The following is a 24,733-nucleotide window of genomic DNA, read 5'->3' as shown; positions in this document are numbered from 1 at the left end:
GGTTGCCCACTGAGAATCTCAGGGGGCAACCCTCCAACTGAGGGGTTGTCCCCCCAGCTGGAGGGTTTGCCCGGCCGGTGGACCCGGCCAAGAGCCAGAGCGCCGTCCGGGGTGGTGGTGGGGGCTCGGCCTGTGACACCGGTCTGCGGCGGAAGATCAGGTGCCGCGGAGCGGGTGGCTACTTTTTGCGGGGGCTGAGGTGGCTCGGATGTGTAGTTCGGTGCGGAGGGTGACTGTGGAGGGTGGGCGGCCGGGGGAGGCGGTTCGGTCTTTCAGCAGGAGGCCGGCAGTGCGGCCTAGTTCGTACGTCGGCTGGGCGACTGTGGTGAGGCTTGGCACGACCAGATCGGCCCAGGGGATGTCGTCGAAGCCGACTACCGCGATGTCCTTAGGGGCCCGGAGGCCCTTCTTTGCCAGGCACTCCAGGGCGCCGACCGTCATCAGGTTGTTGGTGACGAACAGGGCCTCGGGTGGCTCGGGCAGTTCGAGCAGGCTTTCCATCGCGGCGTACCCGCCGGCCTCGCGGAAGTCGGCGTGCCGGACGAGATCCTTGTCGTAACGGATACCGCCGGCCCGGAGAGCGGAGCGGTAACCGGCGAGGCGGTCCATGGCGGTCGAGACCTTGCGGGGACCGGTGATGCAGGCGATCCGGCGGTAGCCGCCGTCGATCAAGTGTTTGACGCCCTCGTTCGCGCCGTGCTCGTTGTCGACCAGTACGGTGTCCGCCTCGACGCCGTCGACGCGACGGTCGATCAGGACCATCGGGAGCTTCGCGTCGGCGAGGAGTTGGACGCCTTCCGCCGTACTGGTCGGGGAGATCACCACGCCGGCCATCTGGTCGGTCAGTACCGCCGACGCGTACGCCGCTTCCTTCGCCGGGTCCTCGTCGGAGTTGCAGAGGACCACGTGGTAGCCCTCGGTCTGGGCGACGTCCTCGAGACCGCGGACCAGCGAGGTGAAGAACGGGTTCTCGATGTCGGAGATGACCACGGCCCATAGGTTGGTGCTGGACTTGCGCAGGTTGCGAGCGACGCCGTTCGGGCGGTACCCGAGCTCGGCCACTGCAGCGCGGACCTTCTCAGACAGCTCCGGATCGACGTTGCGGCGGCCGCTCAGTACGCGCGACACGGTCGCCGGCGACACACCGGACCTGCGCGCGACGTCGTAGATCGTCGTCATGCCCGCTCCCCGCCTGAGGTCCGATGGTCGTCTGGATCGCACTTTAGTCCCGATCCAGTGCAAAGGATCTCACGGTGACCGCAAACCAAGGCCCGCGCCGTCCAGCAGGGCCAGGGCGGCTGCGCGGTCGGGAGCGGAGTCCGCGGCGCCGTTCACGGTGGTGGACAGGGCGCCGGCCGCGTTGGCGAGTCGGACGGCGTCTACCAGGCGTGCCGGAGGCGATGGAGGCGGCCAGCGACCCGCAGAAGGCGTCGCCGGCGCCGACCGTATCGACGGTTGCGACCTCGTGCGCGCCGACCCACTCCTCGGCGCGGGCGGCACGATCGACCACGAACGCTCCCCGCGAGCCGAGCGTGACGACGAAGCCCTGGAGGTCCACGAGTCGGCCAGCTTGCGGGCGATCACGGGCACCTGCGCCGAGTCGTCGCAGTCCAGCCCGGTCAGCGCGGCGGCCTCGACCTCGTTCGGGACCAGGATGTCGACGTACGACGTCAGCGACGGATCGACCGGGCCGACGGGGGCCGGGGTGAGGATCGTCGTGTCGCCCGCGGTCGAGGCGAGCCGGAGGGCAGCGCGACTCGCCTCGACCGGGAGTTCCAGTTGGACGCTGAGCACCGAGCTCGCGGTCAGTACGTCCGCGGCCGCCTCGACATCGTCCGGTGTGATCGCGGCGTTGGCGCGGGACACGATGATGATCGAGTTCCCACCGTCGGGCAGCACCAGCGGCAGGCCGACACCGGTCCCCAGCGAAGGGTGCCGCACGACCCACGACGTGTCGACTCCATCGGCCGAGAGGAGCTCGAGGAACTCCTCGCCGTACCGGTCCTCGCCGATGGTGCCGACGATCGCGGTCCGCGCACCCATCCGCGCGGCTGCGATGGCCTGGTTCACTCCCTTCCCACCAAGGAACTCGGCGAACCCCGTGCCGTGCAACGTCTCCCCGGGCAACGGCCTCCGCTGCGCCGAGGCAACCAGATCTTTCATGAACGAACCGAGTACGCACACGTCGTACCGGCTCATGCGGTCTCCCCCGAGAGACGCTTGCCCAGGGCACCGGATGGATGAAACCGCGCGAAGTCGTGGTGGCTGAAACTCCCGCAGTACGACGAGCGCGCAGGCCAGCGCGTGGTCACCACGACTGCCCCTCCGTCCAAGCCCCTGGTGAAGGCTTCGGCGAAGCCCAAGACCGGCATGACGAGGAAGCGGCGCGAGGCGCTGGCGGCGTTCGCCTTCCTCGCGCCGGACACCATCGGCCTGCTGATCTTCGTCGCGTTGCCTATGGTGCTCGCCTTCGGTGTCGCGTTCTTCAAGGTCGATGGCTTCGGCAACTATCAGTACGCCGGCCTGGCCAACTACAAGCTGATGGCCGGTGACGACCAGCTCTGGGCGTCGCTCAAGGTCACCGCGACCTACGTGGTCGCGTTCGTACCGATCGCGTTCGTGGTCAGCTTCGCGCTGGCGATGCTGGTCCGCAACCGCTTCAAGAGCATCGGCTGGGTCCGCTCGGCGTTCTTCCTGCCGAACGTGGTCAGCCTGGTCGTGGTCGGCCTGATCTGGCAGTTCCTGCTGGTCGACAAGAGAGGAGCGCTCTCCAAGCTGCTCGCCCCGTTCGGCCTTGGTGACGTCTCCTTCCTGGTGCGGGCTCGTGGCAACGATTCCGCTACGTGATCTGGCCGCTGCTCCGGCCGACCAGCTTCTTCGTCGTCGTCAACTCGACGATCGGTGCGGTCACCGGCTTGCAGGCGTTCGACCTGGTCTTCGTGCTCACCAAGGGCGGTCCGGCCCGCGCGACCAGCACGGTCGTGCTCTACATCTACGATCAAGCCTTCACCTTCAACAACATGGGGTACGCCGCCGCGCTGACCACCGTCGTCGTCGCGCTGCTCGTGGTCTGTACCGGCCTCATGTTCGCCTTCACCCGGGGAGGACGTTTCGATGAAGATTAGGTTCCTCCCGATCCTCGCGCATGTATTGGCGATCATCGCCGTGCTGCCGTTGCTGTGGATCGTGATCAGCGCGCTGAAGCCGGCCGAGGACGTGTTCAACTTCGGCTGGCCGTCGACCTGGACGCTGGACAACCTGCAGTACGTGCTGCTGAAGATCCCGCTGCCGCGGTTCATGATGAACAGCGCGATCGTCGCGGTGGTGGTCACCGTGGTCGCCCTGTTCTTCCACTCGATGGCGGCGTACGCGCTGGCCCGGTTACGGTTCCCGGGCCGCGGGATCATCTTCTCCGGGATGATGTCGACGCTGCTCGTGTCGCTGCCGGTGATCCTGGTGCCGCTGTTCCTGGTGGCCAAGCAGCTCGGGCTGCTGGACAGCTACGCCGGGCTGATCGTGCCGAGCATCTTCCATGCCTTCGGCATCTTCCTGCTCCGCCAGTACTACCTGAACATCCCGCGGGAGCTGGAGGAGGACGGCAAGGGGTTCAGCCTGGACCAGGACTTCGCCGACATCGCGGTCAGCGAGATCACCGGCTCGCCCGGGAATTTGTCCGGGGCAACGATCTCTCGGGGAGATCAGGTGGGATCGATTTGGAGTGGTGCGGGATACAGCCGGAAGCCGACCGGGATGGTCTGCGTCGGGGACACGATGTATCTCGCCGTCCAGGACCTCGCTTTGGACTTCAACGACGTACCGGCGGCGACGATCCTGAAGTCGACCGATCACGGTCGGACGTGGACCTGGGGCAAGCGCAAGCCGATGTTCTCCGACCATGTGTTCACGACGATCTGGTTCGCTGACTTCGGTCGCGGCGGAGCGCTGGCGCCGGACGGCTGCGTCTACGCGTACGGGCTGGACGGGAACTGGCGGGACTCCTTCGACGACACGGTCGCGGATCCGCAGAGCGTGTTCAGTCGTACGGTACGAACGCGTCGAACCTGAGCGTGATCAGCCAGGGTGGTGTCACGTATCTGGCCGCGCAGAAGCGATATGTCTACACGTCCTGGACGGAGTACACGTTCGAGTTCTACGAGTCGCCGACGCCGTGGGGACCGTGGAAACACTTCCTGTCGAATGACTTCGGTGGGTATCCGTTGTCGACGTCGAAGTACGGCGGGTACGGCGTGACGATCCCGTCCAAGTTCGTCCAGCCGGACGGCCAGACGATGTTCCTGCAGGCGAACGTCTGCCCGTGTGGCGGTGGCGGGATCGGGACCTCGGTCTACAACTTCAACCTGCGCAAGCTCGTACTGACGCCTTCGACGGATGCGCCGGCCACGGATCTGCCTTCGGCCTCGGTGAATCTGGCCGCGCCGTCGACAGGGGCCGTCGCGATCTCGAAGTCGACGCAGTCGGGCAGCCTGGCGCTGATGAACGACGGTGTGCTGTCCGGTAGCGAGTCCGACTTCGACGACGAGGTGAAGGGTGCGTCGTGGTGGGGCTACGAATGGCCGGCTCGCCACAAGGTCAACAACGTGGAGTTCACGTCTGGTGCCGTGTCGGCCGAGGGCGGGTACTTCACCGGGCGTCCGCGCGTACAGGTGAAGCAGAACGGGTCGTGGGTCGAGGTCGGTGCGCAGACCGTGTCGCCGGCGTACCCGGGTGATGTCTCGGCCGGCGCCAACAAGAGGTACACCATCACCTCCCTGCGCAGGAGACCGATGGGGTGCGGGTGATCGGATTGCCCGGAGGCACCCGCAGCTTCACCTCGGTCTCCGAACTGGCGGTGAAGTATGTGGCCCAGCTCGCGGATGGTGGCTTCGAAGGCACCGGTGGTGGCAAGCCCGCGTGGTTGTTCGAGGGCACCGCGACCAACGGTGTGGACCGAGGGCTGGGCTTCGCCCGCTCTGGTGCCAACAACGGCTGGATCCGCTGCACCTGCACGGGTTGGAGCGCCTTGTACCAATCCGTCCCGGTGACTCCTGGTACGACGTACACCTTCGGCTCCTGGATCAACGCGTCGGCGAACCTGCCGGCCGACCAAGGCCGCTTCGGCGTCCACCTCGGCGCCCAGGACCTGGCCTCGCAGACCTTCGGAGCCTCCACCGGCTACGTCCACCACGAAGTCACAGTGAAGGTCCCCGCCGGAGTCCACGAGCTAACGGTCTACGCCGGCTTCAACGCCCCCGCCCTCGACACCTGGATCCAACCCGACGACTTCACCGTCAGCTAAGGCCAGGGGAGCAGGTCGGGTGCCGGGCCGGTCATCGGGCCGGCAGCCGTCCTGCCGGCGTACCAGGCTGTCAGGTCGGTGAGGTTGCCGGTGAGGACCCGGGTCTCGCCGGTGCCGTTCTCCCAGGTGGGGCCGTCGTTGGATTGCAGGACGAGGTGGATGTTTTCGGGGGTGCGGGCGCGGAGGAAGTCGAGGAGGTGGAGGCAGAAGGCGGGGGGCCACCTGGCCGGGGTGATGCCCAGGTCGAGGTCGACGGAGTGGATCGCTAGTTCGCGCCAGCAGGCGTCGATGGCGGCCGCGAGGTTGCTGTTGCGGTGCAGAACTGGCCGGGTCCAGTCGTCCGGCCCGACCTTGTCCCAGGCGGTCAGCAGGGCGGTGGTTGCTTGGGCGAGGTGTTCGGTCAGCTCGACGGCGGGACGGTGGGCGCCGGCCTCGATACCGGCGTCCCGGGCTGGGCGGCCGCCGTCGTACACCTCGATCACGCGGCCCTGGAGGGCCTCCTCGACCTGGCGGGTCATGGCTTCGGAGAAGTTGGCGATGTGGGTGATCACATGACCGCGGGACCAGCCGGGCAGGCCGGACGCCGCCCGGGCGGCGTCGTCGTCCAGGTCGGCCACCAGCGTGTTCAGCCGGTCGGCGGTGGTTTTCACATCGGTCAGGGCCACAAGCGCTCCTTGCTCCAGTTCGGTGCGTCCAGGCGGTAGCGGAGGCGGAGGTGCCGGCGATCCGGATCCGCCTGCCAGAACTCCACTTCCTCGGCCTGCAAGGTGTAGAGAGTCCAGTTCGGTGCGATCAAGCCGGGCTCGGTCGTCAGTCGCTCGGTCTGCTCGGCAACGACCGCGCCGATGTCCGCGGGATCGTCCAGTACGGCGCTCTGCCGCCCGGCCAACGTCTCAGCCCGAGCCGGCATCGGACGCGCCAAGAAGTCCCGCGCCGAGTCCTCCGGATCCGCGGGCTCGACTCTGCCCAGTACACGGACCTGCCGACCGAGCGGGATCCAGTAGAACGTCAGAGCGGCGTACGGCGACGCAGCGAGCTCCTCGCCCTTCCGGCTGCTCGCGGACGACGCGAACTGCCAGCCGTCGTCGGTCACGTCCTTCAGGATGAGCACTCGTGCATTGGGCCGCCCATCGGCGCGCACTGTCGACAGAGTCGCGGCACAAGCCTCCGGCACCTGTCGGTCGACCGCGTCCAACAGCCAGTCGACGAAGAGCGGGTGCGGCGTTTCTGGCGTACGGACTGGGTCGAACGGAGGCGGGGTGCCGGTGAGTGTCGGGACTGCGCGCAGTCTGGTGCGGAGGTCGGTCATCGACTGCCTAACGGTAGGTGCGGCCTGTCGCGTTAGTGACCCTAAGCCAGTAATCACATGGCAGCAACTGCTTATCCCATTAGACTGCGTTCGTGAGCACGCTGGCCTTCGCCCTCGCGGCGACCATTCGGCACGACGGTCACGGCGGTGTCGCCGACCTGCTGGCGAGCCCCGCCGACGCTGCTGCCTGGCTCGATCAGCACGACGACCTGATCACCCAGGTGCTCGGCCGTCCGCTCGGGGGAGTGGACGCTCACGAGGAGCTGGTGCAGATTCGGCGCGCGGTACGAGCGCTGTTCGCGCGGGCAGTCGAGCCTGGGCCGCCGAGCAAGGCGGATGCGGATCGGCTGATGGATGCAGAGGCCGCGGTGCGGATGGTGAACCGGGCGGCGGATCGGCTCGGGACTCTGCAGTTGGAGTGGCCCGAGGACGGACCAGTTACCCGGTGGGCGGGGCGGACGGACGATCCGGTCGCGTTGCTGGTCGGTGCGGTCGGGCGGTCCACGATCGACTTCCTCTCCGGTCCGGACCGGGCTCGCCTGCGGGCCTGCCCGGCGGCGCGGTGCGTGAAGTACTTCCTGCAGGACGATCCACGCCAGCTGTGGTGCTCGCCGAAATGTGGCAACCGAGAGCGGGTGAACCGCCACTACCGTCGCCAGCAGGGCCGATAGCCTTTGCGTTATGACCATCGCGCGTTTCAAGGACTTGTGTGTGGACGCGACATGCCCAAGCGCGATGACGGCATTCTGGGGCCGGGTGATCGGGCTGACCTCGCCGGCCGACCACCCGAACGTGCTGGTCGGAGACGTACCGGAGAAGACCATCTGGATCAACAAGGTCGACGAACCGCAGACGGTGAAGCACCGGGTGCACCTGGACGTGCACACCGGCGCGATCGGTGATCTCGAGCGGGAGGGTGCGACGGTGCAGCTGCCCGCGACCGACGAGCAGCACTGGACCGTGATGGAGGACCCGGAAGGCGGTCAGTTCTGCGGATTCGTCCGCGCCACGGTCCCGGCGTATCGGCTGATGGAGCTCGTGGTCGATTCAGCCGATCCGGAGGCACAGGTGCGCTGGTGGGCGGGCGTGGTCGGTGGAGACATCGCGAGTACGCCGGGCAAGCCTTGGCGCTGGCTGGAGAACGTACCGGGGCTCCCGTTCCCGTACTGGGTCTTCGTGCCGGTGCCCGAGCCCAAGACCGTCAAGAACCGGGTCCACTGGGACGTCACCGCGCCCGCACTGCAGCCGGTGCTCGACGCGGGTGCGACACTGCTGCGGCCCAAGGACGACGAGATCGGCTGGCACGTCTGCGCCGACCCCGAAGGCAACGAGTTCTGTGTATTCGTACCACCAGCGGAGGAGTCTTGATGCCCAAGCTCGACCTCACCATGTCCGCCCCGGATCTGACCGAGGCGCTGGTGAACATCTCCTCGGTCAGCGGGACCGAGGAGACGCTCGCGGACGAGGTGGAGGCGGCGCTGTCGTCGTACGCGCACCTGAAGGTCTTCCGGCACGGGAACACCGTCGTCGCGCGGACCGACCTCGGACTGGACGAGCGGATCGTCGTCGCCGGGCACCTCGACACCGTCCCGCTGAACGACAACCTCCCGGCTCGCCGCGCCGACGGCCTGATCCACGGGCTCGGCGCCTGCGACATGAAGGGCGGTGTCGCGGTCGGCCTCCGGCTGGCGGCGACCCTGGACGAGCCGAACCGGGACGTCACCTATGTCTTCTACGACTGCGAGGAGGTCGAGGCGGAGCGGAACGGCCTGTTCAGGCTGACCCGGTCCAACCCGGAGCTGCTCGAAGGCGTGTTCGCGGTCGTGATGGAGCCGTCGAACGCGGTGGTCGAGGCCGGCTGCCAGGGCACCATGCGGATCGAGGTCACCACCCGCGGCGAGCGCGCGCACTCGGCCCGGTCCTGGATGGGGACGAACGCGATCCACGCCGCGGGCGAGGTGCTCGCGCGACTGGCGGCGTACGAGCCGCGGCGGGTGCCGATCGACGGGCTCGAGTACCGCGAGGGGCTGAACGCGGTCGGGATCCACGGCGGCGTCGCGGGGAACGTCGTACCCGATCTGTGCACGGTGGAGATCAACTACCGGTTCGCGCCGAGCCGGTCGGAGGCCGAGGCCGAGGCGCACCTGCGCGAGGTGTTCGAGGGGTACGACGTGGTCGTGACGGACTCGGCGCCCGGTGGACTGCCCGGGCTGGAGCGGCCGGCCGCGGCCGCGTTCCTGGAGGTGGTCGGGGGTGAGCCGAAGCCGAAGTTCGGGTGGACCGACGTCGCGCGGTTCACGCTGCTCGGCGTACCGGCGGTGAACTACGGGCCGGGGGACCCGCTGTACGCGCACAAGCAGGATGAGTTCGTGCCGGAAGCGGAGATCGAGCTGTGTGAACAGCGGCTGAGGGCCTGGTTGACGGCGTAAGTACTCCTCGTGGCGGGCCTCGCGTCGGCGGGCCTGTCCGGAATGTCCGCACTAATCTAGAGGTATGGAAGAAGCCGGGATCCACCCCGACCGCCCGATCGGCCAGCAGCAGCGCGGACCGGTCGTGATGCGGCGCAACCAGGTGCAGCAATCCACCTCCGAGCAGCGGCTGCTGGACAGCCGCGGACCGTCGGACTGGGTGCACACCGACCCGTGGCGGGTACTGCGGATCCAGTCGGAGTTCATCGAGGGTTTCGGCATGCTCGCCGAACTCGGGCCGGCGATCAGCGTGTTCGGCTCGGCGCGGACCAAGCCGGACGATCCGATGTACGCCGCCGCGGAGGAGACCGGCCGCAAGCTCGTCCAGGCCGGGTACGCCGTGATCACCGGCGGCGGACCGGGCGTGATGGAGGCGGCGAACAAGGGCGCATCGGAGGCCGGCGGGGTGTCGGTCGGCCTGGGGATCGAACTGCCCTTCGAGAACGGCCTGAACGAGTGGGTCGACATCGGGATGAACTTCCGGTACTTCTTCACCCGCAAGACGATGTTCGTGAAGTACGCGCAGGGGTTCGTGGTGATGCCGGGCGGGTTCGGCACGCTGGACGAGCTGTTCGAGGCGCTCACGCTGGCGCAGACGCGGAAGGTCACGTCGTTCCCGGTCGTCCTGTTCGGTACGTCGTACTGGGGCGGCCTGGCGTCCTGGCTGCGGGACACGATGCTCGCGGACGGGAAGATCTCGGCCGCCGACCTGGAAATGTTCACGATCACCGATGACGTGGACGAGGCGATCAGCTACATCGTCAAGGCCGGTGAGCTCGCCGACGCGGCCGCGGAGGAGGCTGCCGCGGAGGCCGCGCGCGAGGTTGCGGAGGCGGACAGCCCGGAGGCCCGGGCGCGGCGTGAGGCGCACCGCCTGGGATCCGACGGGAGCTGACGCGGTTCTGTTGTGGCCTGCCGACGCTCCGCTCTCGGCCGAATCGGGCTCCGACTGTGCGGGTGACTTCGTCGGCATGGCACGATCGGTCCCGTGATGTGGTTCTTCGGGCTGATCGTGGTGCTGTTGATCGGGGCTGTCGCGGTAGTGGCCTCGGGTCGTTGGGGTGCCATGGGTACGGCGTACGACGACCGGCCCGACATGACCGTCCCGGCCCGGCAGGCGCTCACCTCCACCGACATCGAGTCGGCCAGGTTCGCCGTCGGGCTGCGCGGCTACCGGATGGACGAGGTCGACACGCTGCTCGAGCGCGTCGCCAAGGAGGTCGCCGAACGCGACCGCCGGATCGCCGACCTCGAACGCGCGGTCGCCCCGATCGTGGACGCCCCGGACGGTGCTGGGTTCACGTCCCGGAGCACCTACGACCCTGCCGACTTCGACGACACCGGCACCCAGAAACCGATCCTCGTCGGCGGCAACTTCCCAGACTCCACTGCCCCGGAGCCCGGTCCCTCACCTGACTCAGGCGCTGGCGCCCCGTCGGCCGACGCTGCTGCCGCCTCCTCACCTGCAGCCGCCGCTGCTGCCGCCTCCTCACCTGCTGCCGCCGCTGCTGCCGCCGCTGCTTCGGCTGCCGCTGCCGCTGCCTCGACCTCAGCCGGCGCTGATTCGTCTGCCCCCAGCCCTGGCTCGACCTCACCCACCCCCGGCTCGACCTCGCCCGGTGCGGCCTCAGCCTCGCCCGGCGCTGCCTCAACGTCGCCCGGCGCCGCGTCCACCTCGCCCGGCGCCGCGTTCACCTCGCCCGGCCAGGCCCACTCGGCGCCCACCGATGCCTCTGAGCCGATCACCGCCGAGCAACCGGCCGTAGCCGAGGCGCCCGCCGACCCGCTCACTGCCGAGCAGCCCGCGGTCGAGCAGTCAGGCGTGGAGCAGTCCGCCGCCGGCCAGCGACCCACCGAGCCCGGCACCGCCTCGCCCGCCGAGGACGACGACCCGGACACCCGCGAGGTCCCCGCCAGCCACTCAGCAGCCGCCAACGAGTACGAGCGCCTCCAAGCCGAAGCCCGCGCCATGCTCGAAGCCCAATCCCAACCCACCACCCCGCACCGTCCCCCGCCGACCTCCTCACCCCAGCAGCCCGAGGACTACTCGCCTGAGCCACCTCAGGCCGGCGCCCACCAGCAGCCCAGCGCTGACGCACTCCAGCAGCCCGAGCCCTATTCGCAGCGGCACCCCGACGCCTACACACCCCAGCTGCCTGAGGCCGACACGCCCGCGCAACCCGAGGCGTACTCCCAGCAGCCGGAGCAGCAGGCGTACTCACCCCAGCACCCCCAGGCCGATACCTACGAGCCCCAGCAGCCCGCATCCGAGCCCTGGTTCCAGCCGTCTGCGCCCGCCACAGACGTCCAGTCGCACTCAGCACCTCCCCAGCAGCAGTTGTCCGTACAACTGCAAGACCGCCCCCACCCAGACTCCGCCCCCACCCAGCCGCAATCCCCAACCCTCCAGTTCCCCACAGATCAGCCACCCCCGCTGGCCCCGCAAATCCGCCTACAACAACCCCAGGCCGACGAGCAGCCCCCCGCGCAGGCGCAGATTCGACTGCAGCAGCTCTCGGCGCAGCAGCCGTTCACAGCACACGAGCAGGCTGAGTCCAACCCCGTACAGGCGCAGCCCCGCGGGGAGTCCAGCCCCGCCCGGTCGCAACCCGCCACCTCGCAGTTCCCCGCAAACCAGCCGCTCCCCGCGGATCCGCACCTCCAGACGCAGCAGCCACCAACGGCCTCCGCCCAGCCGCAGCCGCAGCCGCCGACGGCCTCCGCCCAGCCGCAGCCGCCGACGGAGTCCGCCTCCGCTCAGCCCCAGCCCGCACTCCGGTTCTCCATGAACCCGCAGCCCCCGGCTGACCACCAGCCCCCGGTTCACCAGTACTCCACGGGCCAGCAGCCAGCGGCGCAGCAACCCTCGGCAGAGCAGCAGTCACCAGCTCAGCAGTACTCCGCGGACCACCAGGCACCGACGCAGCAGGCACGAGCTCAGCAACCCCCGGCGGAGCAGCAGTCGTCCGTGCAGCAGCACCAGGCAGAGTCCAGCCCCGCCCAGCAGTACGAGAACCCCGTGCAGCAGTCGCCCGGGCAGCAGCACTCGGCAGAGTCCAGGCCCGCCCAGCAGTACGAGAACCCAGCGCAGCAGTTCGCTCGCGAGCCGCAGTCGGGCGTGGATCCGCAGGCTTCGGCTGCAGCCGACTGGCCCCAGCCGTCCGCATCTTCTGTTGGCGCGCAGCCCACGCCTACCCCGCACTGGGTGTTGGCCGAGCAGGCACCGCAGTGGCAGCAGCCGTCGGACCCATCCCCGCAGCCGCCTGTCCAGCAGCCCCAGTGGCAGCAGCCGTCTGACTCGACTTCACAGCCACCCACTCAGCAGGCCCCTTGGCAGGAGCGACCGGCCGCATCCGCGCAGGCGCCCGCCCAGCAGCCCTCGCAACAACAGGCTGCGCAGCCCAGTTTCCAACAAGAGCAGCAACCGCTCGACGAGGAGGAACCGCCGACCGCCGAGCATCCGATCTACGACCAGGCGACGTACGAGCAGGAGCAGCAGACCGCGCAGCAGCCGGCCTACCAGCAAACGCACCAGCAGCCCGCCTACGAGCAGGAGCCGCGGCAGCATCAGCCCGGCTACCAGCAGGACCAGCAGCAGCTCGACGACCAGCAGGAGTCGCCTGCCTACCAGGAGGAGCAGCAGGCTGGCTCCGAGCGGCCGGAGGGGCAGGCTGGTTATCCGTATGAGGCTGCGCAGCAGGAGGGGCAGGGATGGCAGTTCTGGCCGCCGGCGGATCAGCAGGTGGCGCCGGTGTGGCCGGTCCAGTCGGGGAACGACCACGCGGGGAACGGGCAGCCGACGGACCCGGGCGACCCGGCAGGCGACAGTACGCCCGGGCGGCACAGCTCGCCGCCTGGTGAGGGTGCTTATCAGCGTCCCAACTGATCTACTCGGGTGATGGATTCCGAGGGCAGGTGCCACGCGGAGGCGTCGATCGAGCTGGACCTCGACCCGCAGACCGCGTGGGATGTCGTAATGGATTGGGATCGGCAGTCACGCTGGATGCTGCTCACCCGCGTCTGGGCAACCGACCAGGACGGTACTGGCGTGGGCGGCGGCGTCGCGGCCCGAACTTCTGTCGGTGCCATCGGGTTCACTGACGACATGGTCATCACACACTGGGACCCACCGCGCGAATGCACGGTGAAACACCTGGGCAAACTAGTCCGCGGCACCGGCACCTTCACCATCACCCCGACCTCCTCCACGACGCCCTCTGCGGGTGTGGGGGCTGGTGGGTGCACGTTTACTTGGGCGGAGGATGTTGTGCCGCCGTTAGGGCGGGTGGGGGTGGTTGCGTGGGCGGTGGTTCGGCCGGGGTTCGAGTGGCTGATGCGGGTTTCGTTGCGGCGGCTGGTGCGGGAGGTGGCGGGATGACGGTGATCGGGGCGGACGGGCAGCCGCGGTGCGGGTGGGCGACCTCGGCGCCGGAGTACGTCGAGTATCACGACAACGAGTGGGGCAAGGAGATTCGGGACGACGTCGCGCTGTTCGAGCGGATGACGTTGGAGGGGTTCCAGTCGGGGTTGTCGTGGATCACGATCCTGCGGAAGCGGGAGAACTTCCGGGCCGCGTTCGCGCACGTCGATCCGGCGATCATCGCGAAGTACGACGTTGCCGATTTCGATCGGTTAATGGCGGATCCCGGTATCGTTCGCAACCGGCTCAAGGTCAACGCGACGATCAACAACGCGCGGGCGTTGCTCGAGCTCGACGAGGGTGAGTTCACCGAGCTGCTGTGGTCGTTCCGGCCTGCCGAGCACAAAGCACCGAAGACGCTGGGCGATGTGCCTGCGACGACGCCGGAGTCCGTTGCCATGTCGAAGGCCTTGAAGAAGAAGGGTTTCGTGTTCGTGGGGCCGACCACCGCGTACGCGTTGATGCAGGCAACAGGCATAGTCAACGACCACCTCTCAACCTGCATCGCCCGCTGATGCCGGTCGGTTGTTGAGGAAGAGAAGTGCAGGAGGGCTGGCGAGCACCTGCATCGCCCGCTGACCTGAGCTAGCTGGTTGGGGGCGATTCGCAGGTAGGGCTGGCCTGCACTGCTCGCTGATCCGTGGTGGGCGGGGTGGGGATGCGTTGTGGACTGGTCCTGGTGGGTGGTTCAGGTGGTTGTTTGGGGCCCGATCGGGACGTGTTGGTGGGTGGTTTTTGGGTGCGTGAAGCACCTGCACGTGCAGGTGGAATGTGCATCTGCAAGGGGTGCTCGGGGATGGTGAAAATGGGTGAAACACAAACGGCTGAACGAGTTGTGCTTTGGGTACTTAACGTGATGAGGTGTTCTCCGGGCACCCCCGGCTGTCAGGTGGTTGTCCGGCCGTGACTCGCCCGGCCGGAACGCGGTCGGGGGGCCCACCAACGTTTATGGGTCCCTCGACCTTTAGAGCTGCATGAGCCCTTACCTGGGCGGCGGCACCAACGTCCTAAGGGGTCTCGTTGGTGCCGGTGGGGGTGTAGGTGGTGTGGAAGGTGTCGGTGTTGGTCAGGCCGGAGAGGTCGATCCGGGTGGGGGTTGTAGTGAGGTAGAGGTTGGCTTCGGCGAAGGGGTCGGCGGCGTCGTCGTTGGGGGTGCCGAACTGGCGGGTCCACGTTCGGGCGTGGTCGGCGGAGTACTTCGTGAGGACCGCGTCGAACTTGCCGAGGGGAGTTTCGAGAGCTCCGTCGGTGAAGCCCGCGACGTAGAGGTTGCCTGAGTCGTCGACCGCGAGTGCGGCGCCCTTGTCGTTGCCGCTCGTACCGAATTGGTCCCGCCAGGTCAGTACGCCGTCGCCGTCGACGCGGGCGACGATGAAGTCCTTGTCGCCGGCCAGCGAACCGGAGAAGTCGCCGGCGGTGTAGCCGGTCAGGTAAACGCCACCCGCCGGATCAGCAGCCAGCGCCCAGGCCTCGTCGGACGCGGGAGTGCCGAACTGCTTCATCCACACCGGCTCGCCGGAGGATGAGTACCGCGCGACGAATCCGTCGATCCCGCCGGCCGGCGTACCGAGGGAGCCGGCCGTCATTCCGGCGACGTAGACAGCGCCACCGGAGACCGCGATCGCCATCCCCTTGTCCTTGCCCGTACTCCCGGCCTGCCGCAGCCAGACCTGCCGACCATCGGCGTCGAGCCGGGCGAGGAAGACATCCTTGTCGCCTTGGTTCGTGCCGCCCAGCGAGCCCTTCGTGTAGCCACCGACATAGATGTCCGACCCGTCGACAGCGATCGAGTAGCTCCGATCCGCGACCCCAGGTACGCCGAGCTGCGTCAACCAACGGCGATTCCCATCAGCGTCGAACTGTGCCACGAACGCATCGTCCGAAGCGTTCCCCGCATGCGAGCCGTCGAGATCACCTGTGGTGTACCTGGTCACCACAACACGTCCCTCAGCATCGACGGCAACGCCGTACGGGCGTTCTGTCCCAGCGGTCCCGAGCGACCGCGTCCACTCCCGTGTCCCGTCCGCGCGGGTCTTGATCAGCGCGACGTCCTTCGCGCCTGCGTACGACAGACCGTCCAGCGATCCCTCGACCGCGATCGCTTGATAAACGTTGCCTGAGGCATCAGTTGCGATTCCGCCGGCCCGGTCCTCGCCCGCTGTACCGGTGATGATCGCGTTCATCGGCACGGCCGGCGGCTTCCCGATGTACTGGAAGATGTACTTCGCTCCTTCGGCGAACGTCGGCCCCCAGACGTCCCAGTCGTGCCCGCCGTCGATGACCCGGAACTCCGAGGTCAGCGTCGGCACCCGGACCGCCTGGTTGAACACGACGTGCGCCTCGAAGTCGAGGTCGTGGGTCGCGTCGATCGCGTTCGGGTTCTTGTACTCGTCGTCGCCGACCGCGATGTAGAGGTGCGACCGCAGTCCGGTGGCCGCGAACGACTTCAACGCGGCCGGCCAGTTCAACCGCAGGTACGTCGCCTCCGAGAACGGATCCTTCCCCTTGCCGAAGGCACCGAATTCCCGGGTGCTCGAGTCCGCCGGTGGCAACGGGAAGTACACCGCCGGGCTGAGTGCGATCGACGCGCCGAAGATCTCCGGATGGGCCAGCGCGTAGCGCAGAGCGCCCGACCCGCCCATCGAGTACCCGGCGATCGCGCGCCCGGTGCGATCCGCGATCGTCCGGTACAACGCGTCCACGTGCGGGATCAGATCGCGGAAGAACGCCGTCTCGACCGGCCGGCCGGGATCCGCGCCCCGATACGCGGAGTCGACGTACCAGCTGGCGCGGCTGCTCCACGGTGCGTCCGGCATGATCGCGATCGTCGGCGGGATCTCGCCGGACCCGATCAGCTCGTCGAGCCGGCTCTTCACCTGGGTCCAGGCCGCCATCGAGTCGCCGCGCCCGTGCAGGAGATAGAGGACCGGGTAGCGCCGCGACGAGTCGGCGTACCCGGCGGGGAGATAGACGTTGTAGTTGATGTCCTCGCCGAGGGTGGCCGACCGCACGCCGGCGGGGCTGATCACTCCGGGCTCGGCAGTCGGCTGAGCACTCGAACCAGGCACGACAAGACTCCCAACCAGCGTGGCGACCGTCAGGGCGGCAGGCAGCAGCAGTTTCCTCACATGTCAGGTTGTAATCGCTTACGTAAACGATTACAAGAGCTGGAAGCAGGCAGCCACGCAGGTCGAGCGACGACGGAGCGGGTACGGCTACCGGCCGTTGAAGGTTGGCTTCTGCTTCGCGACGAAGGAGGCGACCGCGTTGTGGTGGTCCTCGGTGTCGCCGGTGAGTTGCATCTTGCCGGCCTCGAAGACGAGGGACTCGGCCAGCGTGTGGGTCGCCGAGTACCCGAGCGACTGGCGGACCGCGCCGTACGCGACCGTCGGCCCGGCGGCGAGCTTGCCGGCCAGGTCGGAGACAGCCGACAAGAACTCGTCGGCAGGAACGACCGAGGTCGCCAGGCCGAGGTCGAGGGCCTCGGCGGCCGGGATGGTGCGGGGGAAGTAGAGGAGCTCGACGGCCTTGGCATGCCCGATCAGACGGGGGAGGGTCCACGAGATGCCGGTGTCGCAGGACAGCGCAATGCCGGTGAACGCAAGGTTGAAGCCGGCCGTGTCCGCCACCACCCGGAAGTCGCACGCGAACGCCATCGACGCGCCGGCGCCGGCCGCGACCCCGTTCACCGCCGCGATCACCGGCTTCGGCATCTCGGCCAGCGCGAGCGCGATCGGAGCGTAGTGGTCCGGCACCGTGCTCCACAGCGCGTCGGTGTCGTTCGCCTGGAGCAGCCCGATGTGCTCCTTCAGGTCCTGACCGACGCAGAACGCCCGGCCGGTCCCGGTCAGGACGACGACCCGTACGGCGTCGTCCTCGGCGGCGGCCTGGACGGTGTCGCGGAGCAGGACCTTGGTCGGCGTGTCGAGCGAGTTCATCGCGTCCGGCCGGTTCAGCGTGATGGTGGCCACGCCGTCGGCAACGGCGTAGGCGACGGAGTCACTCATCGTGGTCAGCTCCTTGACATTCGGTGAGATTTTCAGTGCGGCGTCAGGCAGTCGTCGACGAAACGCCCGGCCGCGGGGCTCAGTCGTTCGGCGTGGAAATCGAAGAAGGCGGCGGCCCGGGTGCCGGCCCAGTCGGCGGGCAGCAGCTCGGCCGGCAGCCCCGGATCCCGGAACAAGAACTTGCGCCATTCGTGCACCAGCTGGGACCGGACCGCGAACGCCTGCTCGTCGGTCGTGTCAGTGGTCATGTCATCGCCGGCAGCGTCCACCAGCGCCTTGGCCTCGATCAGCCAGGCGTCGTACGACGCGCCGAGCTCGTCCAGCCGCCAGACCCGGCGGGCGAACTCGACCGCCTGGGAGTCGACCGGTGCGCGGAACCGGTCCGCGGCGATTCCTTCCACGCCGAGGATCTGGTCCACCTCGGCATCGTTCCGCAGTCCGACCCAGGCGCCGTCGGACAGCGGAGCCCAACCCAGAAAGGCGAGTTGGCTCGCCAGTTGCTCGCGGCGGCGCGCGTTCGGCACCTCGCGGAGGATGCCCAGATGCCAGTGCCGGTCCCAGTCGCCGGAACCCTCGGAGCCCTCGGCACCGGTGCCGATCGGGGTCCCGTCGGGGGCGGTGCGGTAGATCCGGGCGGCCGCGTCGTCGAGCCGGCGACGCGCCCGGGAGGTCAGGGCGTAGCCGGGCTGGCCGTCGAGCCGGACAGGCTCCAGCCAGCCCTGCCGGACCATCCGGGAGACCGCGGTGCGCACCGCCGGCGGATGGACGCCGAGCGGCGCGAGCAACCGGACCAGGGCCGCGACCGGGGCCTGCGCACCACGGGCGCGCAGGTGGTCGCCGTACAGGTCGAAAAGGGCTGAACGGGCGTGCACAAGACTTGAGTCTGCCGTATGGTGCACGGCTCTGGCCTGTGATCGGGAATAATGGGGTCCGATACACACTGCGATACGCGCCGACGGCGCATCACCGCAACGGCGCCGACGACGGTTCCCGCGCGGTGTCGTCGCTCAACACCGACACTGGGAAGGGGTGCGCGCATGGCGGCGATGAAGCCGCGGACGGGCGATGGTCCGCTCGAGGTCACCAAGGAGGGCCGGGGGATCGTGATGCGGGTTCCGCTCGAGGGCGGCGGCCGGCTCGTCGTCGAGTTGAACGCGGACGAAGCGACCGAGCTCGGTAACGCGCTCAAAGCAGTCGTCGGCTGACCGGATCCTCCCGGGGTGCCCTCGCACCTCTGCCAATGATTCCGACCCCGGTGGGTGCCATTTTTCGGCACCGGCCGGGGTCGTTACGGTTGGCCCGGCACAACTCCCTTTGATCAAACTCCAGTGAGGTCGTCCTAGTGGCTCGCCGCAGCAGCACGTTCGCGTTCCCGACTCTTCCGGCCGTGGTCTGGCAGCCAGGTCTGCCGGTGCACGGTGCCCCGACCTGGGTGATCGTGGTCGGCGAGGGCGGTCTGCCGGCCGCCGCGAAGGACGCCGGTGAGCGCCTCGGTGTCGATCTCGGCCGACTGCTCGAGGCACAGCAGGCCACCGGCTTCACCGCAGCAGCCGGCACGACGGCGACGTACCCGCTGCTGACCGGCGAGGCGACTGAGATCCTGCTGGTCGGTGCCGGTGACGGTAGTGCGAAGGACCTGCGACACGCCGGGGCGGCGATCTCCCGGTTCGGTCGCGGCAAGGACGAGCTCACCACGGTCGTTGCCGAGGGCATCGATGACGCGACGCTGCAGGCGTTCGTGGAGGGCGTCGTCCTGGGATCGTTCAGCTACACCCTCAAGACGGTCGACCCGGGCGAGCCGGTGCTGACCCGCCTCACCCTGACCGACGGCTCGGAGGCGGCGCGGCAGCCGGTGCTGGACCGTGGCGTCGTGATCGGGCGGACGGGCTGGCTGGCCCGGCAGTTCGCGATCACCCCGTCGAACGAGAAGGACCCCGCGTGGATGGCCGCCCGCGCCACCGAGCTCGCCGCGTCCACCGGTCTCGAGGTGACGGTCTGGGACGAGAAGAAGCTGGCCGCCGACGGGTTCGGCGGCATCCTCGCGGTCGGCCAGGGATCGACCCGGCCGCCGCGGTTCATCCGGCTGGACTATGTGCCGGACGGTGACACCAAGGACACGCCGTACGTCGTCCTGGTCGGCAAGGGCATCACGTACGACACCGGCGGCCTGTCGCTGAAGCCGCGCGAGGGCATGGTGTCGATGAAGCGCGACATGACCGGCGGCGGCTCGGTGATCGCGACCATGTCGGCGCTGCGCGAGCTCGGCGCCCAGGTGAAGGTGACGGGCCTGATCTGCTCGGCCGAGAACATGCCGTCCGGTACGTCGTACCGCCCGGACGACGTGATCCGGCATTACGGCGGCCGCACCACCGAGGTGAAGAACACCGACGCCGAGGGCCGGCTGGTGATGGCCGACGGACTCGCGTACGCCGTGCAGGAGCTCAAGCCGGACGTGCTCGTCGACATCGCCACGCTGACCGGCGCGATCAAGGTGTCGCTCGGGTCGATGCTGTACGGCGGACTGTTCGCGACCGATGACGCACTTGCGGACAACCTCGCCGATGCCGGTCGGGTCTCCGGTGAGGAACTGTGGCGGATGCCGCTGCCCGCGGAGTACGAAGAGCTGATCGCGACCCCGATCGCCGACTCGGTCAACAGCTCGAAGGGCCCGGGCTCCATCACTGCCGCACTGTTCCTGAAGGCCTTCACCGGCGACATCCCGTGGGCCCACCTCGACCTGTCGTCGATCGCGGAGTCTCCCGCCGACCGCTTCGAGTACTCCATCGGTGCCACCGGCGCCGGCGCCCGCCTCCTCACCACCTGGCTGACCTCCGACACGCCGACCTCCGGCATCGGATAGGTCAGTCCCCGAGCACCAGCGCGGTGAGGTCGGCCAGGCCTTCCGCACCGGCGATGGCTCGGCCGACGACGGCCGAGCTCTTGTCGCCGAGTCCGATGAAGCCGATCTTCGTCATCAGGCGCCGATTGCGTTGAGTTCGGCTACGGCGTCGGCCGGGAGGGTCAGGTCGGCGGCTGCGATGTTCTCGCGGAGGTGGGCGACCGACGAGGTGCCGGGGATGACGATGCTGGTGGAGGAGCGCTGGAGGAGCCAGGCGAGGGCGACCTGCTGCGGGGTCGCGTTCAGGCGAGCGGCAACCTTGGCGAGGGTCTCGGACTGGAGTGGGCTGAAGCCACCGAGCGGGAAGAACGAGGCGAAGGCGATGTCGTGCTCGGCGCAGTAGTCGACGACGTCGTCGTCCTGGCGCCGGACCAGGTTGTAGAGGTTCTGGACGGTGACAACCGGCGCGATGGCCTGCGCCTCGCGGATCTGGGTGATGGTGACGCCGCTCAGGCCGAGATGCCGGATCAGGCCCTCCTGCTGCAGCTCGGCCAGCGCGGTGAACGACTCGGCGATCGAGTCCTCGCTACCGCCGTCGTGCGCGGCCGTCCGCAGGTTGACGACGTCGAGCACGTCCAGCCCGAGGTGCTCGAGGTTCTCGTGCACCTGGGACTTCAGGTCGTCCGGCTCGAGCGCGTGGATCCAGGACCCGTCGTCGCCGCGGCGGGCGCCGACCTTGGTGACCAGGTGCAAGTCCGCCGGGTACGGGTACAGCGCCTCCTTGATGAGCTCGTTGACCACGGTCGGGCCGTAGAAGTCGCTGGTGTCGATGTGGGTGATGCCGAGCTCCACGGCCTCCCGCAGTACGGCGATCGCCTGGTCATGGTCCTTCGGTGGGCCGAAGACGCCCGGGCCGGCGAGTTGCATCGCGCCGTACCCCATCCGGGTGATGGTCAGGTCGTCGGCGAGGGTGATGGTCTTGTTGGTCATGTCTCCACTGTTCGTCGGGTCCGCGCCGACAGGGAGTACCCCGTTGTTCCTGGTAGTGACAGGACCCAGTCACCGCAGCGTCGCTCCGACTACCGTGGAAGCCATGGAGAGCACGAACGCTCTGGGTGAGTTCCTCCGCGCCCGGCGCGAGCAGGTCAAGCCCGAGGACGTCGGCCTCCGGCGTGTCGGGCTGCGGCGGGTGCCGGGGCTGCGGCGTGAAGAGGTCGCGATGCTGGCCGGGATCAGCTCGGACTACTACCTCCGGCTGGAGCAGGGCCGTGACCGCAACCCTTCCGTGCAGGTGCTCGAGGCACTGGCCGACGTACTGCGGCTGGACCCGGACGCGACGGCGTACCTGATCGGGCTCGCCCAGGAGCGCCCGCACGTCGCCCCGAGGCCGCGGGCGCAGGTGCCGGACAGCATCCTGGAGCTGATCGACGGCTGGCCGAACAACCCTGCCTACGTGCAGAACAAGTACACCGATGTCCTCGCGGTCAACGCGTTGTGCGCGGCGTTGTCCCCGAACTATGCCGTCGGCGTGAATCTCCTCTCCGCCGTCCTACTCGATCCCAGGGAACAGGAGCTCCGCCGGGACTGGGACGACCTGACCGAGGAAGGCGTCGCGATCCTCCGCACCGAGCTTGGGCCTGATGTGCACGACCCGCGCCTGAAGGAGCTGGTCGGAGATCTGTCGCTGCGCAGCGACCGGTTCCGGCAGCTGTGGGCGCGGCACGACGTGCGTCCGAGGCGCGGCCGGTTGAGCCAGCTGACCCATCCCGCCGTCGGTGACCTCGACCTCCGCTCGGACAAGCTCACGATTGGTGGCACCGACAACATCACTCTGGTCGTCTTCCATGCCGTGCCGGGGTCCCGCGACGTCGAGTCGCTCGCGTTACTGGGGAGCCTCACCGCCGACGAGGTTCCTGAGCGGACCATCAAGCCCACCGACCGAAGGCCCGAATGATCTGCGGGAACGCCGCGAACGCCGTGCCGAAGTGGTCGACCGCGCCCATCGAGTGGACGGTGACCTTGGCACCGCGGGCCCGCAGCGAGGTCGCGCAGGAGTCCGCGTTGGCGGCGACGACGTCGGTGTCCTTCGTGCCGCTGTAGAAATGGACCGGTACGCGCGGAGTCCAGTCGTGGCAGATCTGGTCAGCAGCGCGCAAGGCCCGCAGGAAGCGGCCGGTGGGGTGCTTCAGCCGCTCAGCGAACTTCGGTGTGAACAGCTTCTCCGGTGAGTCCGGCAGCTTGGTGACGATCTCCTCATCAGGGTGCGTTCCGTCGAACAGTCCCTCGACGGTGTCGGCGTACGGCTCCTGGAAGGCCTCGCGCGGGTCGTCGTACAGGCCAACCGTCCGGTTCAAGGCCGTGACGAAGTACGCCAGGTAGAACGCCGCGGTTGCGGGCGCGACACCGCCGTCGAAGGTTGCCGGCAGTTCGCTGCCGAGCAGGTCGTACGGTCCGGCGACGGCCTGCAGCGCACCGAGCCGGAACGGCCCGGCCTCGCCGCGGCTCAGCGCCCGCCCGAGAGCGAGCGAGGCTCGGCCGCCCTGCGAGAACCCCGTGACCAGGACGTCCCGCTTGAGCGTGACCCCGTGCTTGGCCGCGAAGGTCCGGGCCGCAAGCAACAGGTCCGCGGACGCGGTGGTCTCGGTCTTGGTGTCGATGTACGGGTGCAGTCCCGGACCGAGCCCGAGGCCCAGGTAGTCGGGCGCGACGCCGACCAGGCCCGCGCCGGCGAAGAGCGCGGTCACCAGGCGATCCGTCGAGGTGTCGTCCAGGGACGCCGCGTAGGCCTTGGTCGCGTTGGTGCCGTGCAGGTACTCCGCGACCGTGAGCGCGCCCCGGCGCCCGTCGGGAAGCACGACGATGCCGCTCGCGGTGGTCGGCCGGCCGTTGTGGTCGATCGTGCGGTAGATCAAGCGGTACACCGTGACGCCGTACCGAGCCGGTGGGGCATCGGGGAAGTCGGCCGCGGCGGCGTCCAACTGAGCGGCCGTCAGAGTGGCGACCGGGACCGCGGACACGAGGGCACCCCGCACCGCGTGCATGCTGGTGACGGCAGCCTCGGACAGCGTCGGCTCGGTGACCGAGGCGTACGCCGAGAGCGGGAAGGCGAGCAGGGCTGCGGTGGCGAGGGTGGCGGCGACCGTCCTGGTCAGGCGAGAAGTCATGCCTCAACCCAACCTCCAGGCCGCCGCCTGGACGATGGTGCGAACCCCCGGGCGGAGGTGGGGTTTTCCCTACCCGAGCAGGCTGTTGTACAGCTGCACGGTCCGATCCGCGACGGCGTCCCAGCCGAATTGCGAGACTGCGCGCTCCCGGCCGGCCTTGCCCATCGCCTCGGCTTTGGCCGGGTCGTCGACCAGCGCGTTGATCCCCGCGGCCAGACCGCGCTCGAAGGTGTCGATGTCATTCTCGTCGTACGGGACGAGGATGCCGGTCGCGCCGTCGTCGACCACCTCGGGGATACCGCCGACCGCACTGGCCACGACGGCCGTCTCGCACGCCATCGCCTCCAGGTTGACGATGCCGAGCGGCTCGTAGATCGACGGGCAGCAGAACGCCAGCGCGTGCGTCAGCACCTGCCGGACCTCCTCGCGCGGCAGCATCTCGGAGACCACGAACACGCCGTCGCGGGCAGCCTTGAGGTCGTCGATCAGCGCATCGGTCTCGGCCTTCAGCTCGACTGTGTCGGCCGCGCCGGCCAGCAGTACGAGCTGCACCGACGGATCCAGCCGCAGACCGGCCCGGAGCAGGTGCGGGACACCCTTCTGCCGGGTGATCCGGCCGACGAACGTCACGTACGGGCGGTTCAGGTCGACCCCGAGCCGCTCGAGCACCGTGGTCTTCGGGTCCGGGCGGTAGAAGTCGGCGTCGATCCCGTTCGAGATCACGTGCACCTTGGCCGGGTCGATCGACGGGTAGCAGGCCAGGACGTCGTCGCGCATCCCCCGGCTCACCGCGACGACGGCGTCGGCCGCCTCGTACGCTGTCTGCTCGGCCCAGCCGGACAGCCGGTAGCCACCGCCGAGCTGCTCGGCCTTCCACGGGCGGCGCGGCTCCAGCGAGTGCGCGGTCACCACATGCGGGACGTCGTACAGGAGCTTGGCCCAGTGGCCGGCCATGTTCGCGTACCAGGTGTGGGAGTGCACGAGCTGTGCGTCGCCGACCGCCGCCGTCATCGTGAGGTCCGTGGACAGGATGCGCAGCGCCGCGTTCGCGTTCGGCATCCGTGGGTCGTCCTCGGAGTGCGCGGTCGCGCCCTGCCGGGGCTCGCCCATGCAATGCACGTCCACGTCGATCAGCCGGCGCAGCTCGCGGACCAGGAAGTCCACGTGCACCCCTGCCCCGCCGTACACATCCGGAGGAAACTCACGCGTCAGGATGGCGACCTTCATGCA

General features: G+C 68.8%; 25 protein-coding genes and 1 pseudogene. 15 read left to right on the top strand and 11 right to left on the bottom strand.

Annotation, left to right across the window (positions count from 1 at the left end; all coding sequences use genetic code 11):
• Positions 1 to 156: 156 nt before the first annotated feature.
• The 3 genes and pseudogenes from AB0E63_RS28525 to AB0E63_RS28515 form a co-directional block, all read right to left on the bottom strand.
• Positions 157 to 1,179, bottom strand: a complete 1,023-nt coding sequence (locus AB0E63_RS28525) for a LacI family DNA-binding transcriptional regulator (RefSeq protein WP_360372789.1) — start codon at positions 1,177 to 1,179, stop codon at positions 157 to 159.
• Positions 1,180 to 1,222: 43 nt separating this feature from the next.
• Positions 1,223 to 1,510 carry a PfkB family carbohydrate kinase gene (locus tag AB0E63_RS28520; RefSeq protein ID WP_360372797.1) on the bottom strand — a complete coding sequence of 96 codons (288 nt, stop codon included), beginning with the start codon at positions 1,508 to 1,510 and terminating at the stop codon, positions 1,223 to 1,225.
• Between the two features lie 65 nt (positions 1,511 to 1,575).
• Positions 1,576 to 2,199 (bottom strand): annotated as a pseudogene (locus AB0E63_RS28515) (ribokinase); the annotation flags it as partial.
• 141 nt (positions 2,200 to 2,340) lie between these two features.
• Here AB0E63_RS28515 and AB0E63_RS28510 point away from each other — a divergent pair.
• From AB0E63_RS28510 to AB0E63_RS28490, 5 genes are read left to right on the top strand one after another with little or no spacing between them, the layout of a single operon-like run.
• Entirely contained in the window at positions 2,341 to 2,847 is a 507-nt protein-coding gene (locus AB0E63_RS28510) for a sugar ABC transporter permease (RefSeq protein WP_360372786.1), read from the top strand.
• Positions 2,844 to 3,125: a hypothetical protein gene (locus AB0E63_RS28505; protein WP_360372784.1), complete on the top strand. Its 282-nt coding sequence runs from the start codon at positions 2,844 to 2,846 to the stop codon at positions 3,123 to 3,125. Before AB0E63_RS28510 ends, AB0E63_RS28505 begins: the two co-directional genes overlap by 4 nt.
• Positions 3,115 to 4,065, top strand: coding sequence for a hypothetical protein (locus AB0E63_RS28500; protein ID WP_360372781.1), 951 nt, complete (start codon positions 3,115 to 3,117; stop codon positions 4,063 to 4,065). Before AB0E63_RS28505 ends, AB0E63_RS28500 begins: the two co-directional genes overlap by 11 nt.
• A 2-nt stretch (positions 4,066 to 4,067) precedes the next feature.
• Entirely contained in the window at positions 4,068 to 4,799 is a 732-nt protein-coding gene (locus AB0E63_RS28495) for a hypothetical protein (RefSeq protein WP_360372778.1), read from the top strand.
• Positions 4,790 to 5,296 (top strand): hypothetical protein, encoded by a 507-nt coding sequence (locus tag AB0E63_RS28490; protein WP_360372776.1) that lies wholly within the window; start codon positions 4,790 to 4,792, stop codon positions 5,294 to 5,296. Before AB0E63_RS28495 ends, AB0E63_RS28490 begins: the two co-directional genes overlap by 10 nt.
• Here AB0E63_RS28490 and AB0E63_RS28485 read toward each other — a convergent pair.
• Both AB0E63_RS28485 and AB0E63_RS28480 read right to left on the bottom strand, forming a co-directional pair.
• Positions 5,293 to 5,961: a maleylpyruvate isomerase family mycothiol-dependent enzyme gene (locus AB0E63_RS28485; RefSeq protein ID WP_360372773.1), complete on the bottom strand. Its 669-nt coding sequence runs from the start codon at positions 5,959 to 5,961 to the stop codon at positions 5,293 to 5,295. The two genes, AB0E63_RS28490 and AB0E63_RS28485, sit on opposite strands and share 4 nt — an antisense overlap.
• A complete protein-coding gene (locus AB0E63_RS28480) occupies positions 5,952 to 6,605 on the bottom strand; it encodes a pyridoxal 5'-phosphate synthase (protein ID WP_360372771.1) in 654 nt (217 codons plus the stop codon). Before AB0E63_RS28480 ends, AB0E63_RS28485 begins: the two co-directional genes overlap by 10 nt.
• Before the next feature lie 92 nt (positions 6,606 to 6,697).
• Between AB0E63_RS28480 and AB0E63_RS28475 the strand changes: the two genes are divergently transcribed.
• The 7 genes from AB0E63_RS28475 (at position 6,698) to AB0E63_RS28445 (ending at position 14,008) form a co-directional block, all read left to right on the top strand.
• Positions 6,698 to 7,276: an ABATE domain-containing protein gene (locus AB0E63_RS28475; RefSeq protein WP_360372768.1), complete on the top strand. Its 579-nt coding sequence runs from the start codon at positions 6,698 to 6,700 to the stop codon at positions 7,274 to 7,276.
• Positions 7,277 to 7,286: 10 nt separating this feature from the next.
• On the top strand, positions 7,287 to 7,973 hold the full coding sequence (locus AB0E63_RS28470) for a VOC family protein (RefSeq protein WP_360372765.1): 687 nt from the start codon (positions 7,287 to 7,289) through the stop codon (positions 7,971 to 7,973).
• Complete coding sequence (gene dapE, locus AB0E63_RS28465; protein ID WP_360372762.1) at positions 7,973 to 9,034, top strand: succinyl-diaminopimelate desuccinylase; 1,062 nt, start codon at positions 7,973 to 7,975, stop codon at positions 9,032 to 9,034. The genes AB0E63_RS28470 and dapE overlap by 1 nt, the downstream gene beginning before the upstream one ends.
• A 64-nt stretch (positions 9,035 to 9,098) precedes the next feature.
• Positions 9,099 to 9,968 (top strand): TIGR00730 family Rossman fold protein, encoded by an 870-nt coding sequence (locus tag AB0E63_RS28460; protein WP_360372759.1) that lies wholly within the window; start codon positions 9,099 to 9,101, stop codon positions 9,966 to 9,968.
• A gap of 96 nt (positions 9,969 to 10,064) precedes the next feature.
• Entirely contained in the window at positions 10,065 to 12,959 is a 2,895-nt protein-coding gene (locus AB0E63_RS28455) for a DivIVA domain-containing protein (RefSeq protein ID WP_360372794.1), read from the top strand.
• A gap of 12 nt (positions 12,960 to 12,971) precedes the next feature.
• Positions 12,972 to 13,451 carry an SRPBCC family protein gene (locus AB0E63_RS28450; RefSeq protein WP_360372757.1) on the top strand — a complete coding sequence of 160 codons (480 nt, stop codon included), beginning with the start codon at positions 12,972 to 12,974 and terminating at the stop codon, positions 13,449 to 13,451.
• Positions 13,448 to 14,008 (top strand): DNA-3-methyladenine glycosylase I, encoded by a 561-nt coding sequence (locus AB0E63_RS28445; RefSeq protein WP_360372755.1) that lies wholly within the window; start codon positions 13,448 to 13,450, stop codon positions 14,006 to 14,008. Before AB0E63_RS28450 ends, AB0E63_RS28445 begins: the two co-directional genes overlap by 4 nt.
• A 492-nt stretch (positions 14,009 to 14,500) precedes the next feature.
• On the opposite strand, the gene AB0E63_RS28440 is transcribed toward AB0E63_RS28445, so the two are convergent.
• The 3 genes from AB0E63_RS28440 to AB0E63_RS28430 all read right to left on the bottom strand — a co-directional run bounded on the left by AB0E63_RS28440 (position 14,501) and on the right by AB0E63_RS28430 (position 18,372).
• Complete coding sequence (locus tag AB0E63_RS28440) at positions 14,501 to 16,621, bottom strand: alpha/beta hydrolase-fold protein (protein ID WP_360372752.1); 2,121 nt, start codon at positions 16,619 to 16,621, stop codon at positions 14,501 to 14,503.
• A gap of 87 nt (positions 16,622 to 16,708) precedes the next feature.
• On the bottom strand, positions 16,709 to 17,500 hold the full coding sequence (locus AB0E63_RS28435) for an enoyl-CoA hydratase-related protein (protein WP_360372749.1): 792 nt from the start codon (positions 17,498 to 17,500) through the stop codon (positions 16,709 to 16,711).
• Positions 17,501 to 17,532: 32 nt separating this feature from the next.
• Positions 17,533 to 18,372 (bottom strand): PaaX family transcriptional regulator C-terminal domain-containing protein, encoded by an 840-nt coding sequence (locus AB0E63_RS28430; RefSeq protein ID WP_360372746.1) that lies wholly within the window; start codon positions 18,370 to 18,372, stop codon positions 17,533 to 17,535.
• 165 nt (positions 18,373 to 18,537) lie between these two features.
• Here AB0E63_RS28430 and AB0E63_RS28425 point away from each other — a divergent pair, with 165 nt between their 5' ends.
• Together AB0E63_RS28425 and AB0E63_RS28420 are read left to right on the top strand one after the other, a co-directional pair.
• Positions 18,538 to 18,705 (top strand): DUF3117 domain-containing protein, encoded by a 168-nt coding sequence (locus tag AB0E63_RS28425; RefSeq protein WP_012923066.1) that lies wholly within the window; start codon positions 18,538 to 18,540, stop codon positions 18,703 to 18,705.
• A gap of 137 nt (positions 18,706 to 18,842) precedes the next feature.
• Positions 18,843 to 20,360, top strand: coding sequence for a leucyl aminopeptidase family protein (locus AB0E63_RS28420; RefSeq protein WP_360372743.1), 1,518 nt, complete (start codon positions 18,843 to 18,845; stop codon positions 20,358 to 20,360).
• A gap of 114 nt (positions 20,361 to 20,474) precedes the next feature.
• Here AB0E63_RS28420 and AB0E63_RS28415 read toward each other — a convergent pair whose 3' ends face one another.
• Positions 20,475 to 21,329, bottom strand: a complete 855-nt coding sequence (locus tag AB0E63_RS28415; protein WP_360372740.1) for an oxidoreductase — start codon at positions 21,327 to 21,329, stop codon at positions 20,475 to 20,477.
• Between the two features lie 103 nt (positions 21,330 to 21,432).
• Here AB0E63_RS28415 and AB0E63_RS28410 point away from each other — a divergent pair, with 103 nt between their 5' ends.
• Positions 21,433 to 22,293 carry a helix-turn-helix transcriptional regulator gene (locus AB0E63_RS28410; RefSeq protein WP_360372738.1) on the top strand — a complete coding sequence of 287 codons (861 nt, stop codon included), beginning with the start codon at positions 21,433 to 21,435 and terminating at the stop codon, positions 22,291 to 22,293.
• On the opposite strand, the gene AB0E63_RS28405 is transcribed toward AB0E63_RS28410, so the two are convergent.
• A complete protein-coding gene (locus tag AB0E63_RS28405; protein WP_360372735.1) occupies positions 22,265 to 23,503 on the bottom strand; it encodes a hypothetical protein in 1,239 nt (412 codons plus the stop codon). The genes AB0E63_RS28410 and AB0E63_RS28405 overlap by 29 nt on opposite strands.
• 69 nt (positions 23,504 to 23,572) lie before the next feature.
• Positions 23,573 to 24,730, bottom strand: coding sequence for a glycogen synthase (gene glgA, locus AB0E63_RS28400; protein WP_360372733.1), 1,158 nt, complete (start codon positions 24,728 to 24,730; stop codon positions 23,573 to 23,575).
• Positions 24,731 to 24,733: the final 3 nt, after the last annotated feature.

The organism is Kribbella sp. NPDC026596 (genome assembly GCF_040638415.1).
Lineage (GTDB): Bacteria > Actinomycetota > Actinomycetes > Propionibacteriales > Kribbellaceae > Kribbella.
Note: the sequence above shows the minus strand (reverse complement) of the source record. Positions and strands in the feature narration are given on the sequence as shown.